13 protein-coding genes are annotated in these 15,842 nt (G+C 71.8%); 3 read left to right on the top strand and 10 right to left on the bottom strand.

The window, feature by feature from the left end:
• Positions 1 to 8: 8 nt before the first annotated feature.
• Entirely contained in the window at positions 9 to 668 is a 660-nt protein-coding gene (locus ACIGXE_RS23135; RefSeq protein WP_399750273.1) for a phosphoglycerate mutase family protein, read from the bottom strand.
• 67 nt (positions 669 to 735) lie between these two features.
• On the opposite strand from ACIGXE_RS23135, the gene ACIGXE_RS23130 reads away from it, so the two are divergent.
• A complete protein-coding gene (locus ACIGXE_RS23130) occupies positions 736 to 987 on the top strand; it encodes a hypothetical protein (protein WP_399750271.1) in 252 nt (83 codons plus the stop codon).
• A 125-nt stretch (positions 988 to 1,112) separates the two neighbouring features.
• On the opposite strand, the gene ACIGXE_RS23125 is transcribed toward ACIGXE_RS23130, so the two are convergent.
• Positions 1,113 to 1,718 (bottom strand): YdbC family protein, encoded by a 606-nt coding sequence (locus tag ACIGXE_RS23125; protein WP_399750270.1) that lies wholly within the window; start codon positions 1,716 to 1,718, stop codon positions 1,113 to 1,115.
• A 32-nt stretch (positions 1,719 to 1,750) separates the two neighbouring features.
• On the bottom strand, positions 1,751 to 2,596 hold the full coding sequence (locus ACIGXE_RS23120; RefSeq protein ID WP_399750268.1) for an arylamine N-acetyltransferase: 846 nt from the start codon (positions 2,594 to 2,596) through the stop codon (positions 1,751 to 1,753).
• A 60-nt stretch (positions 2,597 to 2,656) separates the two neighbouring features.
• On the opposite strand from ACIGXE_RS23120, the gene ACIGXE_RS23115 reads away from it, so the two are divergent.
• A complete protein-coding gene (locus tag ACIGXE_RS23115) occupies positions 2,657 to 3,187 on the top strand; it encodes a TerD family protein (protein WP_399750554.1) in 531 nt (176 codons plus the stop codon).
• A 135-nt stretch (positions 3,188 to 3,322) separates the two neighbouring features.
• Here ACIGXE_RS23115 and ACIGXE_RS23110 read toward each other — a convergent pair whose 3' ends face one another.
• The 3 genes from ACIGXE_RS23110 to nrdR all read right to left on the bottom strand — a co-directional run bounded on the left by ACIGXE_RS23110 (position 3,323) and on the right by nrdR (position 7,727).
• Positions 3,323 to 4,009 carry a DUF6215 domain-containing protein gene (locus tag ACIGXE_RS23110; RefSeq protein WP_399750266.1) on the bottom strand — a complete coding sequence of 229 codons (687 nt, stop codon included), beginning with the start codon at positions 4,007 to 4,009 and terminating at the stop codon, positions 3,323 to 3,325.
• Positions 4,010 to 4,150: 141 nt separating this feature from the next.
• Complete coding sequence (locus ACIGXE_RS23105; protein WP_399750264.1) at positions 4,151 to 7,042, bottom strand: vitamin B12-dependent ribonucleotide reductase; 2,892 nt, start codon at positions 7,040 to 7,042, stop codon at positions 4,151 to 4,153.
• 175 nt (positions 7,043 to 7,217) lie between these two features.
• Positions 7,218 to 7,727: a transcriptional regulator NrdR gene (gene nrdR / locus ACIGXE_RS23100; protein ID WP_399750552.1), complete on the bottom strand. Its 510-nt coding sequence runs from the start codon at positions 7,725 to 7,727 to the stop codon at positions 7,218 to 7,220.
• Positions 7,728 to 8,252: 525 nt separating this feature from the next.
• On the opposite strand from nrdR, the gene lexA reads away from it, so the two are divergent.
• Positions 8,253 to 9,044, top strand: coding sequence for a transcriptional repressor LexA (lexA, locus tag ACIGXE_RS23095; RefSeq protein WP_399750262.1), 792 nt, complete (start codon positions 8,253 to 8,255; stop codon positions 9,042 to 9,044).
• Positions 9,045 to 9,189: 145 nt separating this feature from the next.
• On the opposite strand, the gene ACIGXE_RS23090 is transcribed toward lexA, so the two are convergent.
• The 4 genes from ACIGXE_RS23090 to ACIGXE_RS23075 all read right to left on the bottom strand — a co-directional run bounded on the left by ACIGXE_RS23090 (position 9,190) and on the right by ACIGXE_RS23075 (position 15,821).
• On the bottom strand, positions 9,190 to 11,166 hold the full coding sequence (locus ACIGXE_RS23090) for an ATP-dependent DNA helicase (protein WP_399750260.1): 1,977 nt from the start codon (positions 11,164 to 11,166) through the stop codon (positions 9,190 to 9,192).
• Positions 11,167 to 11,216: 50 nt separating this feature from the next.
• On the bottom strand, positions 11,217 to 13,019 hold the full coding sequence (locus ACIGXE_RS23085; protein WP_399750258.1) for an IucA/IucC family protein: 1,803 nt from the start codon (positions 13,017 to 13,019) through the stop codon (positions 11,217 to 11,219).
• A gap of 60 nt (positions 13,020 to 13,079) precedes the next feature.
• Positions 13,080 to 13,790 carry a GNAT family N-acetyltransferase gene (locus tag ACIGXE_RS23080; protein WP_399750256.1) on the bottom strand — a complete coding sequence of 237 codons (711 nt, stop codon included), beginning with the start codon at positions 13,788 to 13,790 and terminating at the stop codon, positions 13,080 to 13,082.
• Positions 13,791 to 13,892: 102 nt separating this feature from the next.
• A complete protein-coding gene (locus tag ACIGXE_RS23075) occupies positions 13,893 to 15,821 on the bottom strand; it encodes an IucA/IucC family protein (RefSeq protein WP_399750254.1) in 1,929 nt (642 codons plus the stop codon).
• Positions 15,822 to 15,842 lie beyond the last annotated feature (21 nt).

Here is a 15,842-nt window from a genome sequence, read left to right as displayed (position 1 = left end):
CTGCCACTCTATCCGGTGGGGCCGTACGGTTCCGGGGTATGCCAGCGTTCGAAGGGCCGGTCGAGCCGGTACTTGCCGTCCGCTCCGAGCAGCAGCATCCGGGTCTCGGCGTTCCCGGGGTTGGACAGGGACTCGAATTCGGCGACGGTCCAGTGGAACCAGCGCATGCAGAACAGGCGCATGGTCAGCCCGTGGGTGACGAGCAGGACGTTGGGAGGGTGGTCGGGCGCCTCGAAGCTCCGGTAGAGGCTCTCCAGGAAGGCGCCGACCCGGTCGTACACATCGGCCCCCGACTCGCCCTGGGCGAAGCGGTAGAAGAAGTGCCCGTAGGCGTCCCGGTAGATTTTCTGGAGGCGCACGTCCTCCCGCTCCTGCCAGTTTCCCCAGTCCTGCTCGCGCAGCCGGGGCTCCTCCCTGACCCGGACGCGACGGGGGTCGAGCCGGAACGCGCGCAGCGTCTCGTGGGTGCGGCGGTACGGCGAGACGTAGACGCTGACCCGCTCCTCCCCGAACAGCTCCCGCAGTCGCTCCCCCGTCTCCTCCGCCTGCCGCCATCCGGTCGCGGTGAGCCGGAGGGCATGGTCGGGCTCCCGCTCGTACACCGTGTCATCGACATTGCCCTCGGACTCTCCGTGCCGTACGAGAACGATGCGTCGCGGTCTTGCCATGCGACGACCCTAGACGGCCGTCTGCCGGACGGCTCAGTCGAGGAGGCGTCCGGAGTCCATCCGGCGTATGCGGCCGGTGAACCTGCGGCGCGGTTCACGGTCGTGGCAGACGACGACCACGGCCCCCTGCCACTGCCCCCGACCTGAGGTCCGGCCCCAGCCCGGCCGCCGCCCCTCCCCCGCTCCCGGCAGCCGGCGCCCCGGCGGGCGCGCCGCCCGCACCCGCGCCGCCGTCTGCGCAGCCGTCCGCGCCGCCGTCCTGCTGACGGGCCTGGCCGAGCACGGCTACCCGGCGCTCCCGGACGGTCGAGACGGCTGATCACCGACCGCCTCCCCGGCCGGCCAGGCGAACGGCGGCGCCCCTCGGACCGTGCGAACGGCAGACGCCCCTCAGGCCGCGCGAACGGCAGACGCCCCTCGGACCGTGCGAACCACGGACGCCCCTCAGACCGTCCACGCCGGCTCGAGCTGGACCACGTCGCCCGTCATCGCGGCGACGTCCGCCTCGGTCTGCGCCCGCAGGCCGAGGCGCTCCAGCCGTTCGACCCGGTACTTGCCGTGCTCCGCCGCCGACTTCCACATCGACAGGACCAGGAACTCGTGCCCGGGCGCGTCACCGAACATCCCCCGGAGCATGCCGGGAGACCCGGCCATCGCCGGGTTCCACACCTTCTCCTGCATCAGGGCGAAGTGCTCCACGCGCTCCTCGTGCACCCGGCAGTGCGCGACCCGGACCACGTCGGCGTCGGTGAAGAGCGGCTCGAAGCCCGTCTTCACGTCGAAGCGGTGGTCGAAGAGCTTGGCCTGGAGATTCCGGTGCGTGCCGACCTGCGCGGCCGCGAGCCGGTCGTGCGACCTCGCCATGAACGAGTCGTAGAACGCCCTGCTCTCCCAGAACGCGAAGATGTGGGCGACATCCGGCCTCCGCCGGCTCCAGCCCCCACCCTGCCCCCGGAATCCCGGCTCACCGAGCAGCCCCGCCCACTTCCGCTGCCCCCGCTCGAACCCTCGACGGTCCACCACGGTGCAGCGAATCCACTTGACCAGCACCGCGCCATGGTACGGGGCGGAGCGAAGCCCCGTCAGATCTCTCCGGACTGCACCCGGACGAGACCGTCGACCTCCTCGTCGTCCAGTTCGATTCCGAAGAGTTCGGCGAGGGTCCCGGCCAACTCCTCGGGCCCGACACGCCGTTCCTCTGGCGCCCAGTCCAGGCCCATGGCGGTGAGACCGTCGCGGACCAGGGCCCTGCGGACCTCGGCGCCGGGCTGGTGGGCCACCACCTGCCCGAGGAAGCGCGAGCGCGGATGGCTCGAGCTGTAGTGGTTCATGAGCTCGAAGTCGACGGGGTACAGGGTGTGCGGCGCGAAGGAGTAGAGGTCGGTCCACCCCTCCGGGCGAAGCGAGCGCAGCACGTGGACGCCCTCCGCCTCAGTGGCGACGCCGAAGACCCAGCCGTCCTGCTCGACGCGTGCGCCGTCGACGAGCGGCACCGGCTCCAGGGGGCCCTGCCACCCGAAGCCGGCGTCCGCCAGCCACTGTCCGCCGTCGACAGTGACGACGAGCAGGGCGTGGGTGATCGGCGTCAGCACGTCCCCTCGCGTGCGGTTCCTGGCGCCCCGCCCCGCCACCTGGAAGCCGATCCGCTCCAGGGCGGCGGCGAGCAGGCTGTTCTGTTCGTAGCAGTAGCCGCCGCGCCGCCGGCCGACGAGCTTGGCCTCGAGATCCTTGACGTCGAGGGAGACGCGCCGTCCCAGCGCCACGTCCAGGTTCTCGAAGGGGATCGCCGCCACGTGCGCCCGGTGCAGGGCGCGCAGGGTCGCGAGATCGGGCGCGACCCTCCCCGAGTACCCGATCCGCGCCAGATATGCGTCCAGATCCAGCTCTTCCCCGCCCCACATTCCGCGGCCCCCCTCTTCCGATGACATGTTGATCACATGACACCATGAACGGCTCGTCAGGAACCGTGCGGAGAGAGGGGATTCATGATGAGCGGGCTCAACAAGGGGGTCGGCAAGGCCGAGGTGGCGCTCAAGTGGGACCCCAGCCCGGCGGGCGCTCCGGCGCACGATCTGGACATCGTCGCGGGGGTCTACGCCGAGGACGCCCCGTACGGTCCTCCGGCCTATCTCGTGCACTTCGACAGCCGCTCCCCCGACGGCACGATCACCCTGCACCGCGACAGCCGTACGGGGCAGGGCTTCGGCTACGACGAGGCGATGACCCTGGAGCTCACGCGGCTAGCACCGCGGTACGCGCGCGTGGTGGTGGGCGTGGCCATACAGCAGGGCGGCGGACGGCTCACCTTCGGTCAGGTGGCGGGACGGGGCGTACGCGTCCGCGAGGGGTACACGGACCTCCTGAACGACGACCTCTCGTCCGTGGCGGACACGACCGCGGCGACGATCGTCGAGTTCGTCCGCGACGGCGCGGAGGGCTGGGTCTTCCGCGCCCTCCTTCACGGCTTCGACATGGATCCGCGTGACTTCGGCACCGTGATGGGCGAGCGGCGCACCTGAGACGCGGTACCGACGCCTCAGGACGGCATGGAAGAGGGACCGGCCGCGGGCCGCCCCTCTTCCACCGGCACCCGCCCCAGCCCGGACCGTCCTCAGCGCCCGCCCGTGGAGCCCGTCCCAGCCCGAAACCGTCCCTCAGCGCCCGTCCCACCCCGGGACCGTCGGCAGCACGCTCTCGGCCATACGCAGCAGGGCCGCGTCGTCGGGGGCCGCCGTGTCGTAGCGCCAGATGACGAGCTCGTAGGAGCCGCCGCCGTCCCTGGCGTCCTTGGCGACGAGCAGATGGCGGGCGATGCCGCCGGTGCGGGTCTCGGCCTTGCCCCCGCCGCCGAGCGGCACGGAGAACGCGATGGTGCGGTCCGAGTAGAAGAAGGCCTGGCGCCCCAGAACCTTCGTGGGCTCCGCCATGTTGCCCAGGAGCCGGCCCAACTGGGCCACGGGGAGCCGGTCGTACGAGACCCCGAGCTTCACGGAGTACGTCGGCAGGGTCACGTTCCCCTCGGGCGAAGGGCTCTTGTCGTCGCCGCCGGTCCAGCCGTCGCTGCCCCAGGCCGTGCGCGCCTGCTCCGCGGGGGTGCCCAGCAGCGCGGGAAGATCCGGACGGTTCAGCACCTCGCACAGCCGCGTCCCGGAGACGTACCGGGCCGGCAGGTGTCCGGTCGACGCCGTGCACACGGCCGGCTTCTCCGCGGCGACACTCTCCTGCGAGGTCTTCGCCATGTACCAGAAGCCCCCGGCGAGCATGCCGCCCAGGATCAGCGCGGTCGCCACCTGAGCGCCCACGTTCGGCCGCCCGGCCGCCCCGGCCTCGTCACCAGCCATGTTTCCCCCTGCTCTCCGTGCACGTCATGCGCCGCAGAGCGTAGCCGGTGATCGTTCCGAGGCGGACCCGAGCGGTGCGCGGACGCAAGAGAGGGCGCCGGCTCGTGGCCGGCGCCCTCTCTCATGCGCTGTTCAGGACGGTCAGCTGCAACCGCTGGTCGAGCCGCAGCCCTCGCAGATGTAGCAGGAGCCGGCGCGCTGCATCTTCGTGCCGCAGGAGAAGCAGAGCGGGGCGTCCGCGCTGATGCCGAGCTGCATCTCGACGAGTTCCGCGGAGGTGTGCGCCTGCTTCGGGGCGGGGATCTCGGCCTTGGCGACCGGGGTCTCGACGGCCTTCAGCTCCTGGGCGCGCGGGGCCGACTGGGCCAGGCCCTCGACGTCGACCTCGTCCTCGGCCACCTCGTACGAGCCCGTCTCCAGGTGACGCTGGCGCTCCTCGGCGGAGTGGATGCCGAGCGCGGAGCGGGTCTCGAACGGCAGGAAGTCGAGCGCCAGGCGGCGGAAGATGTAGTCGACGATCGACTGCGCCATCCGCACGTCCGGGTCGTCCGTCATGCCGGCCGGCTCGAAGCGCATGTTGGTGAACTTCGAGACGTAGGTCTCCAGCGGCACGCCGTACTGCAGACCGACGGAGACGGCGATGGAGAAGGCGTCCATCATGCCGGCGAGGGTCGAACCCTGCTTGGACATCTTCAGGAAGACCTCGCCGAGACCGTCGTCCGGGTAGGAGTTGGCGGTCATGTAGCCCTCGGCGCCACCGACGGTGAAGGAGGTGGTGATCCCCGGGCGGCCCTTCGGGAGGCGCTTGCGGACCGGGCGGTACTCGACGACCTTCTCGACGGCCTCACGGATCGTCGCCTCGGTCTTCGCGGTCACCTCGGCCTTCTCGTCCTCCTTCTTCTTGGCGGAGAGCGGCTGGCCGACCTTGCAGTTGTCGCGGTAGATGGCGAGCGCCTTGACGCCCATCTTCCAGGCCTCGAAGTAGACCTCCTCGACGTCCTCGACCGTGGCCGTCTCCGGCAGGTTGACGGTCTTGGAGAGGGCGCCGGAGATCCACGGCTGGATGGCGGCCATCATGCGGACGTGGCCCATCGCGGAGATGGAACGCTCGCCCATGGCGCAGTCGAAGACCTCGTAGTGCTCGGTCTTCAGGCCGGGGGCGTCGATCACGTTGCCGTGCTCGGCGATGTGGGCGACGATCGCCTCGATCTGCTCCTCCTGGTAACCCAGGCGGCGCAGGGCCTGCGGGACGGTGCCGTTGACGATCTGCATCGAGCCGCCGCCGACCAGCTTCTTGAACTTGACCAGGGCGAGGTCGGGCTCGAGGCCGGTGGTGTCGCAGGACATCGCGAGACCGATGGTGCCGGTCGGGGCGATGACCGAGGCCTGCGCGTTGCGGAAGCCGTTCTTGGCGCCGAGGCGGACGACGTCCTGCCAGGCCTCCGTGGCGGCGGCCCAGATCGGCGAGTCGAGGTCGTCCATGCGGACGGCCTTGTCGTTGGCGTCGGCGTGCTGCCGCATGACGCGCTGGTGCGGCTCGGCGTTGCGGGCGTAGCCGTCGTACGCGCCGACGACCGCGGCGAGCTCGGCGGAGCGCTTGTACGAGGTGCCGGTCATCAGGGAGGTGATGGCACCGGCGAGGGCGCGGCCGCCGTCGGAGTCGTACGCGTGGCCGGTCGCCATCAGCAGGGCGCCGAGGTTGGCGTAGCCGATGCCGAGCTGGCGGAAGGCGCGGGTGTTCTCGCCGATCTTCTGGGTCGGGAAGTCGGCGAAGCAGATGGAGATGTCCATCGCGGTGATGACGAGCTCGACGACCTTGGCGAAGCGCTCGACGTCGAAGGACTGGTTGCCCTTGCCGTCGTCCTTGAGGAACTTCATCAGGTTCAGCGAGGCGAGGTTGCAGGACGTGTTGTCCAGGTGCATGTACTCGCTGCACGGGTTCGAGCCGTTGATGCGGCCGGACTCGGGGCAGGTGTGCCAGTGGTTGATCGTGTCGTCGTACTGGATGCCCGGGTCGGCGCAGGCCCAGGCGGCCTCGGCCATCTTGCGGAAGAGCGCCTTGGCGTCGACCTCCTCGATGACCTCGCCGGTCATGCGGGCGCGCAGGCCGAACTTGCCGCCGGACTCCACGGCCTTCATGAACTCGTCGTTCACGCGGACGGAGTTGTTGGCGTTCTGGTACTGGACGGACGTGATGTCGTCGCCGCCCAGGTCCATGTCGAAGCCCGCGTCACGCAGGGCGCGGATCTTCTCCTCCTCCTTGACCTTGGTCTCGATGAAGTCCTCGATGTCGGGGTGGTCGACGTCGAGGATGACCATCTTGGCGGCGCGGCGGGTGGCGCCACCGGACTTGATCGTTCCGGCGGAGGCGTCGGCGCCGCGCATGAAGGAGACCGGGCCGGAGGCGTTGCCGCCGGAGGAGAGCAGCTCCTTGGAGGAGCGGATGCGGGAGAGGTTCAGGCCGGCGCCGGAGCCGCCCTTGAAGATCATGCCCTCTTCCTTGTACCAGTCGAGGATCGACTCCATGGAGTCGTCGACGGACAGGATGAAGCAGGCGGAGACCTGCTGGGGCTGCGGCGTACCGACGTTGAACCACACCGGGGAGTTGAAGCTGAAGATCTGGTGCAGGAGGGCGTAGGCCAGCTCGTGCTCGAAGATCTCGGCGTCGGCGGGCGAGGCGAAGTAGCCGTACTCCTCGCCGGCCTTCGTGTAGGTCTTCACGATCCGGTCGATGAGCTGCTTGAGACCGGTCTCGCGCTGCGGGGTGCCGACGGCCCCGCGGAAGTACTTGCTGGTGACGATGTTGACCGCGTTCACCGACCAGAAGTCGGGGAACTCGACGCCGCGCTGCTCGAAGTTGATCGAGCCGTCGCGCCAGTTGGTCATGACGACGTCACGACGCTCCCAGTTCACCTCGTCGTACGGATGCACGCCGGGGGTGGTGTGGATGCGCTCGATACGCAGGCCCTTGCTCGCCGCCTTGGCTCCCTTGGCGCGGGAACCACGTGCCGGACCGCTCGCCGTCTCTGTCATGCCGCCTCCCATATACGGGCAAAACACCCTGGAGCGCCCGGAAAATTCCAGGGCTCCGTTTTCTGTACTGCTGTCTGTAGTGCTCTTGCCACGAACGCCTCGCGGATCGTTCGGGGCAGGTCTTGTGGGGCCGCGTGGCGGCCGGTCGCCGGACCCTTCCGGTCCGGCCCGCCGGTCAGTCGGCGGCGGTGGCGGGAACGGGGACCGCGGGGGTCGCTCCGGTCCCGCCGTTCTCAGCGGGAGGCCGCTCGCGGAGCTCCGCGATGGCGGCCTCGAAGTCTTCGAGGCTGTCGAAGGCCTTGTAGACGGACGCGAATCGCAGGTACGCGACGAGGTCGAGCTCCTGCAGCGGGCCGAGGATGGCCAGACCCACGTCGTGGGTGGTCAGCTCGGCGCTCCCGGTGGCGCGCACCGCCTCCTCGACCCGCTGGCCGAGCTTGGCGAGGGCGTCCTCGGTGACGGGCCGCCCCTGGCATGCCTTGCGGACGCCGGAGATGACCTTGGTGCGACTGAAGGGTTCGGTGACCCCGGACCGCTTGACCACCATGAGCGAACACGTCTCCACCGTCGTGAAACGACGGGAGCAGTCGGGGCACTGGCGGCGGCGTCGGATCGACGTCCCGTCGTCGGTGGTGCGACTGTCGACGACGCGGCTGTCGGGGTGCCTGCAGAAGGGGCAGTGCATGTGGTTCCGACCCTCCCTCACGGCACGACTGAATAGCCTCGCCGGGCCCGTCAAGGCCCCTCGAAGCGACCACCAGCATAGGCGATCCGAGCACCCCCGGCCGACCGGGGACCACTACTTGTGGGTTGCAGCTGACATGCAACCACTAGATCTTGGGTTGGTCCGCAATTTCGCCCCCGTGCGCGTGTCGCGCTCGCGGCGGGCGCTCCGGGGCGCCTGCGGCCGGCCACGAGCGTACGGGAAGGGCGCGGCGGCGCCGATTCCGGGGTGGCCGGTGCCACACTGGGAGAGCGGCTCCGGCGGGCGCCGGGCCTTCCGGCGCGACCCGCCCCGGTCGGTCCGGCCCGGTCGCGAAGGCTACCGTAATGACCGATTTGAGACGGCGGCCGGGTCTGCATATACACCCACACGCGCACCCACGTAAGGCGAACTGCGAATTTTCACTCGAACGTGTGTTTGGCGCAACCTTTCGAAAGCCACTACCGTTGTGCCAGCCAGGGAGACCATTCGAGAGGGGCCGCCGACGTGACCACCACCGCAGACAGTGCCACCATCACTGCCCAGGACCGCTCCCAGGGCCGACTCGAGCCGGTACACGCGATGAATGACGCACTCATGAACGGGGAGGGGGAGCCCGGGCGACCCGCGCGCTCGCTCCCCGGACGACCTCCAGGCATCCGGGCCGACAGCTCCGGCCTCACCGACCGGCAGCGCCGGGTCATCGAGGTCATCCGGGACTCGGTGCAGCGCCGTGGCTACCCGCCGTCGATGCGCGAGATCGGCCAGGCCGTCGGCCTCTCCAGCACCTCCTCCGTGGCCCACCAGCTCATGGCTCTGGAGCGCAAGGGCTTCCTCCGTCGCGACCCGCACCGGCCCCGGGCGTACGAGGTGCGTGGCTCCGACCAGCCGAGCACCCAGCCGACGGACACCACGGGCAAGCCCGCCGCCTCCTACGTCCCCCTGGTCGGCCGCATCGCGGCCGGTGGCCCCATCCTGGCCGAGGAGTCCGTCGAGGACGTCTTCCCGCTCCCCCGGCAGCTGGTCGGTGACGGCGAGCTGTTCGTCCTCAAGGTGGTCGGCGACTCCATGATCGAGGCCGCGATCTGTGACGGGGACTGGGTCACGGTCCGCCGCCAGCCCGTCGCCGAGAACGGTGACATCGTGGCCGCCATGCTCGACGGCGAGGCCACGGTCAAGCGCTTCAAGCGCGAGGACGGCCACGTCTGGCTGCTGCCGCACAACGCGGCGTACCAGCCGATCCCTGGCGACGAGGCCACCATCCTCGGCAAGGTCGTCGCCGTGCTGCGACGGGTGTGACCCCACCTCGTCGGCCCTGAACCGGGCCCCGGGACCCACTGCGCCGGTCCCGGGGCCCTGCTTGTGTCCTGCACAGGCAGCGGCTCCGTCGCCAACGGCGATCGGGCTCTTCCCATGGCCCACACCCGTCCGCCGGCTGCGGCCGCTAGACCCCCGCCGCGGCGCCGGCGGCCGCGTCGATCGCCGCCAGGGACTTCCGCACCTGGTTGCGGTCCGTCGTGTACCAGAAGTCGGGCAGCGAGGCCTTGAGATAGCTGCCGTACCGCGCCGTCGCCAGCCGCGGATCGAGCACGGCGACCACACCGCGATCCCCCGTCGCCCGTACGAGTCGGCCGGCGCCCTGCGCCATGAGCAGCGCCGCGTGCGTCGCGGCCACCGCCATGAACCCGTTGCCGCCGGCGTCCTCGACCGCCTTCTGGCGCGCGCTCATCAGCGGGTCGTCCGGACGCGGGAAGGGGATCTTGTCCATCACGACCAGCTGGCAGTTCGGCCCGGGGACGTCCACGCCCTGCCAGAGGGAGAGCGTGCCGAAGAGGCAGGTCTTCGGATCGGCGGCGAAGTTCTTGATCAGCTCACCGAGGGTGTCCTCGCCCTGGAGCAGGATCGGCAGCTCCGGAATCCTGCTCCGCAGCTCCTCGGCCGCCTGCTGGGCGGCGCGCATCGAGGAGAACAGGCCGAGGGTGCGCCCGCCGGCGGCCTGCATCAGCTCGGTCAGCTCGTCCAGCATGTCGCCGCGCTCGCCGTCCCGCGCGGGCCGGTTCAGGTGCTTGGCGACGTACAGGATGCCCTGCTTGGGGTAGTCGAAGGGCGAGCCGACGTCGATGCCCCTCCAGACCGGAAGGTCGTCGCCCTGGGTGCCCTCCGGGGCCAGGCCCAGCGAGGCTCCCACCCCGTTGAAGTCGCCGCCCAGCTTGAGGGTGGCGGAGGTGAGGACGACCGAGCGGTCGGCGAACAGCTTCTCGCGCAGCAGGCCCGACACCGTCAGCGGCGCGACCCGCAGCGACGCGCCGAAACGGTCGTGCCGCTCGTACCAGACGACGTCGTACTCGGATCCCTGGGTGATCCGCTCGGCGACCCCGTGGACGGTCTCCACCGAGGCCAGGGCCTGCTTGCGGACCGCGTCCTCGTCCTGCACCGAGCGGTCCCGCGTGGAGCCGAGGGCCGTGATCACCGCACGCGAGGCGTCACGCAGCGCCATCAGCGCGTACCCCAGGTCCTCCGGGATCTCCTCCAGGCGGCCGGGCAGGGCCAGCTCCATCAGCTTCTCGAAGCCCTCGGCCGCGGTCTGCAGCTGATCGGCGACCTTCTCGTCGACCAGCTTCGCCGCCCGCCGCACGGCCCGGTTGACCTGCCCCGGCGTGAGCTCACCGGTGGCGACCCCGGTCACCCGGGAGACCAGCTCGTGGGCCTCGTCGACGATCAGCACCTCGTGCTGCGGCAGCACCGGCGCGCCCTCGATCGCGTCGATGGCGAGCAGCGCGTGGTTGGTGACGACGACCTCGGCGAGCTTGGCGCGCTCGCGGGCCGCCTCGGCGAAGCACTCGGCCCCGTACGCGCACTTGCTCGCGCCCAGGCACTCGCGCGAGGAGACGGAGACCTGGGCCCAGGCCCGGTCGGAAACGCCCGGCGTGAGGTCGTCGCGGTCGCCGGTCTCGGTCTCGTCGGACCAGTCCCGCAGCCGCAGCAGGTCCTGCCCGAGCTTGCTGGTGGGGGCCGCCGCCTCGAAGGGGTCGAAGAGGCCCTCCTCCTCGTCCTGCGGCACGCCCTCGTGGAGACGGTGCAGACACAGATAGTTCGACCGGCCCTTGAGCATGGCGAACTCCGGGCGGCGCCGCAGCTGCGGGTGCAGCGCGTCGACCGTCCGCGGCAGGTCCCGCTCGACGAGCTGGCGCTGGAGCGCCAGCGTCGCCGTGGCGACCACCACCCGCTCCCCCTGCGCCAGCGCCGGCACGAGATAGCCGAGGGACTTACCGGTGCCGGTGCCGGCCTGGACGAGGAGGTGGGAACCGTCGTCGATGGCCTCGGCCACGGCCTCGGCCATGGTGACCTGGCCGGGGCGCTCCACACCGCCGACGGCGGAGACGGCGGCGTGGAGGAGATCGGGGAGGGATGGCTTCGTCATAGCCCTTCCACCCTACGGGGCGGCACCGACAGCCGGGGCCGTGCCGGTGATCACGCGAGCGGGTTCGGGACGGTGCCGTGGACGGCGGCGTGCGGCCGCTCGGGGCGGTCGCGGTAGCCGTCGAGGTGGAGGCGGTTGCGGTTGAGACAGAGCCGGTCGATCCGGGGGACGAGGAGATCGAACAGCTCGAACCGTTCCTTCAGCTCCGGGAAGCGCGCCTGGTGGCGCAGGATCTCGGCGCGCACGAGCGTCCAGAACTCCTCCTCGGGAACCTCCAGTTGCTCCTCGCACAGCGGCGCCAGGTAGCGGAAGACACCCACGAAAAGGCCCGAATGGATGAACTGGGTGAGGAAGTCCGGCTCCTCCGTGAGCAGCACGGCCCGCACGTCGTCCGGCATCGTGGCGTGCTCGGGCAGGGGGACGGCGCTGATGTTCACGTCGTCGACGAAGTCCTTGATCGCCAGGCGGACGGGCACGTCCTGCTCGTCGTAGACGACGATGGCGTTCTCGCCGTGCGGGGAGAAGACCGTGCCGTACTGGTAGAGGAAGTGCAGCAGCGGGGGCAGCAGCGCGGCGAAGAGGCGCTGGAGCCAGGCCCGCGGGGCGAGTCCCGAGCGCTCGACGAGCTCGGCGACGAAGGCCCGGCCCTCGGGGTCGGTGTGGAGCAGCGAGGCGAGGGTGCGGGCGCGCTCGCCCGGCGGCAGCCGCAGGGGCTCGCGCCAGATCGCGCCGAGGAGCTCCTTGTACTGGTACGGCACCTCCGGCAGGCGGTCGTACAGCGGGTGCTCGACGGTGACGGAGGCGACCTCGCCGAGCAGGATCACGCCGCACTCCTCGCGGAGGAAGGGGTCTGCGTCGCGCAGCCCGTGGACCCAGGCGGTGACGGCGGGCGCGGCGAGGGTGCGCTCGGTGGGCAGGCCGCGCCAGACCAGGGTGTTGAGGACGGACAGCGGCAGCTTGACGGTGTGCCGGTCGGGGCGGCTGGTGTTGAGGAAGGTGCGGATGGACTGCTGCGGCAGCCGGAGGTCGCCGTCGGACGGCAGCGGGATGACCGCTCCGGAGGCGACGGCGGGGGCGAAGAGCGGCAGCAGGATCTCGTCCCACTGCCAGGGGTGGACGGGCAGCAGGAGGTACGCGTCCGGGTCGAGGCCGCGGGCGCGCAGCGTCGCGTGGAAGGTCTCGCGTACCTCGGGGTCGAGTTCCCGGGCGTAGAGCAGGTCGGGGGTGTCGAGGCCGGCGACGCCGCGGTAGGCGGCGATCCGGCTGCTGACGGCGATCCACGGCAGCGGGGTGGGGCGGCGGGCCTCGGGGGCCCAGCGGGCGGCGTCGGTGGCGGAGAAGCCGATGCGGCCCTTGCTGACGACGAGCCACGGGTGCCCGGTCTGGTGTCCTTCGAGTTCCGCGTAGCCGAGGTCCGCGAGGCGGGCGGCGGGCAGGGCGGTGTGGGCGAGCCGGGCGTCGGCGGCGAGGGTGGTGGTGAGTTCGCGGATGAGGTGCCCGAGGGTGGCGCCGTCGAGGCCGAGGAGGCGGCGTGCCCGGGCCAGGAAGTCGAGGGGGTCGGTGGCGGGGCGCCCGTCGAGCGTGAGCGAGTCGGGGTCGACGAGCCAGCCGTCGTACGCGCCGCGGCGGGCGCTGAAGGCGAGCGTGGCGCCGTCGTCGAGGGTGAGGGTGTAGCGGTCGGGGCCGTCGGCCGGCCGTGGTCGGACGATCTCCTCGTACGCGAACTCCGCGACGGCCTTGGCGAGCAGCCGGGAGGCGGCCCGCGACCAGGCGTCGGGGTTGAGCTCGGGTGGCGAGAAGAGGGCCGGCGGCGCGGGCTGTGCGGAGTCGTGGGGTGCAGGGGACGTCGACACGAGGACTCCTCGGGGTGGGAACCGCTGTGGGTCGAGCGGTGTATGTAAGGCAGAGGGTGTTCAGAGGACGTGACGCAGGGCGCGGTCGCGGACCATGAGCGCGGCTCGTTTGTCGGGCAGGTCGACTTCCGCGGAGAGCCGGAAGCCGGCGCCGAGGAAGGCGGCCACGGAGGGGGTGTTGCGCAGGTCGGGTTCGGCGAGGACGCGGGTGCACCGGGGACGGTGGTCGAGGACCAGGTCAGCCACGGCCCGCAGGAGGGTGGTGCCGACTCCTCGGCCGCGGTCGGAGATGCCGCCGATGAGGAGGTGGATGCCGGTGTCGTGCGGGCGCGCGGGGTAGTGGCGGGCGAGCGGGTCGAGATCGGCGCGGTAGATCTCGAAGTAGCTCATCGGCGTGGAGTCGAGGACGCCGAGGCAGGGCACGCTGCGTCCGTCGCCGTCGAGTTGGGCGCGGATGTGCTCGGCGGTCACGCTCTCGGGGCCTTCGAGTTCCCAGAAGGCGGCCACGGCCGGGTCGTTCATCCAGCGGGCGATGAGCGGCAGGTCACGGTCGAGCCGGACGGGGACCAGCTGGAAGCTGCCGACCGGGGTGACGGCCGGCTGCCAGCCGGCGAGGTCGTCGAGAAGGTCGCCGCGGGTGCCGGCGCTCGGCTCGCCCGGGGCGAGGAGGGCGACGAGTTCCTCGGACAGGTGGAGGTCCAGGGTGTCGTCGGCGCCCCGGTCCGCGCCGGGCGGGGTGGTGGTGCCGGGGTGCGCTTCGGTGGGAGGCACGGGGGCGCTCTCCTCTCGGCGGGTCGGTGACGTGGGACGGGCACGGGTCGGCCCGGGGCTTCGGGGCGGGGTGTCCGGGCGGGGTGGCCGGGCGGGTGTGGTTCAGGGTCGGAGGGGGTTGGTGATGGTGACGTAGACGGACTGGGTGTCGACGGGTCCGACGAGTTCGTCCAGGCCGTGCAGCCGGGTGAGGAGGTTGGCCTTGCAGCGCAGGGTCGCGGCCTCCAGGAGTCGGTGCGGCAGCGGGGAGCCGAGGCTGGTGGCGGTGGCGAGGAACCGGCGCAGGGCGGCGAGCAGGACGCGTTCGTCGGCGAGCTGCTGGGAGCCGAAGGCCCCGATGAGGCCGAGGACGTTGTTGATGCCCAGGTAGTAGGCGAAGCGTTCGTCGGTGACCTGGTCGGAGACGAAGGTGTCGCTGGCGGCCCCGATGCCGGGGAGGCGGCTCTCCAGCTCGTCGCGCCGGGACTCGCGGAAGTAGTAGCCCTGGTTGTCGCGGTAGCGGCCGCCGACGGGCCAGCCTTCGGGGTCGAGGAGGACGAGGGTGTTCTGCTGGTGGGCCTCCAGGGCGACGCCGGCCTGGCCGTCGAGCCACAGGACGGGGCGGACCACGAGGTCGAGGTAGCGGAGGAACCACTCGGTGGCCACGGCCGTGGTGGGGCGGCCGGTGCGGGCGGCGAGCCGGAGGACGAGTTCCGCGAGGCGGGAGCGCATCCGGATCGAGCCGGGCCAGGGGCGCGGGGCGGTGAGCGCGGCGAGGCAGACGGCGTCGTCGCCGGCGGCGAAGGGGTTGTGGCGGATCATGACGTCGAGTCCGGGGACGGGCTCGCCGTCGGGGGTGTCGACGGCGAGCCAGGCCGGGTCGCGGACGATGTCGAAGGCCGGATGTGCGGCCTGCCACTGGTCGACGAGGCCGGTGCGCAGGAGGCGGTGCACCTCGACGCCGCGGTGGAGTTCCTTGCGGAGGTTCTCCCGGCGGGAGTTGGTGATCCGCAGGCCGAGGGAGAGCTTGAGCATGGCGCGGGCGCCGGGGCGGTGCACGGTGCGCACGGAGGAGGTGGGGTGCCAGTGGCTCCCGTGGGGGCCGAGGTCGTGGAGCAGGCCGGCGTCGAGGAGGGCGGCGACGGCGGGGCGGTGCCGGAGCTCGCGGGCCTGCCAGGGGTGGAGGGGCAGGGCGGCGGTGCCGGCGGGGAGGTCGAGGCCGTCGGCGAGGGCGGTGGTGAGCTGGGGGGCGGCGACGGGGCGGCCCTGTTCGGTCCAGGCGGAGTCGGTGGCGAGGACGGTGTGGTCGACGGCCATCCAGTGGAGGGGGAAGGAGCCGTGCAACTCGGGTGAGTAGAGCCGGGCTTCGGCCTCGGAGAGGCCTTCGCGGCTCTTGGCGGTGGGGTGCAGCGGGTGGCCGAGCAGGAGGGACTGTTCGGCGGTGAGGAAGAGGTCGGCCTCGGGGTGGGGGCGCGGGTCGCGTCGGCGTTCGGCGATGAACTCGGTGGTGCGGCGGGCGGAGTCGGCGACGCGGCCGACGAGTTCGGTGCCTTCGGGGCGGCCGGTCTCGCGGCTGAGCAGGGCCGCGACGGTCACCGCGTCGACGGCGGGCGCGGTGGCGGGGAGGCCTTCGAGGACGGGGGCGCCGAAGCGGTGCCAGCCGGTGGGCGACCAGTGGCGGACGGGCACGAGGAGGGCGGTGCCGCTCGCGTCGAGGGGGATGCGCAGGGGGCCGGCGCCGTCAGGGGCGGGCAGGTTCTTCTCCCGTACCCAGCAGCGCAGCAGGTTCTCGACGGTGGCGCTGTCGGCGGCCCGGGCGGGGTCGGGGTCGTCCAGCGGATCGGCCGAGGGGCCGGGCGAGGCGGCGGAGAGCCGGTCGGAGGTGAGGGTGGGGGCGGAGGCGGGGGGCGGGCCGAGGACGGTGTGGGGGCTGGGGTGGTGTCCCGGGTACTGGCGGGGGACGGTGTGCTCGACGGTCAGCGGGCCGCCGGCGGCGCCGGTTCCGGTGCCGGTTCCGGTGCCGGTGGTCTCGGGGGCGGGAGTGGGGTTCACGGGGGCTTCCTTGGGAGGGGG

This window comes from Streptomyces sp. NPDC053431 (genome assembly GCF_044544925.1).
Taxonomy (GTDB): domain Bacteria; phylum Actinomycetota; class Actinomycetes; order Streptomycetales; family Streptomycetaceae; genus Streptomyces.
Note: the sequence above shows the minus strand (reverse complement) of the source record. Positions and strands in the feature narration are given on the sequence as shown.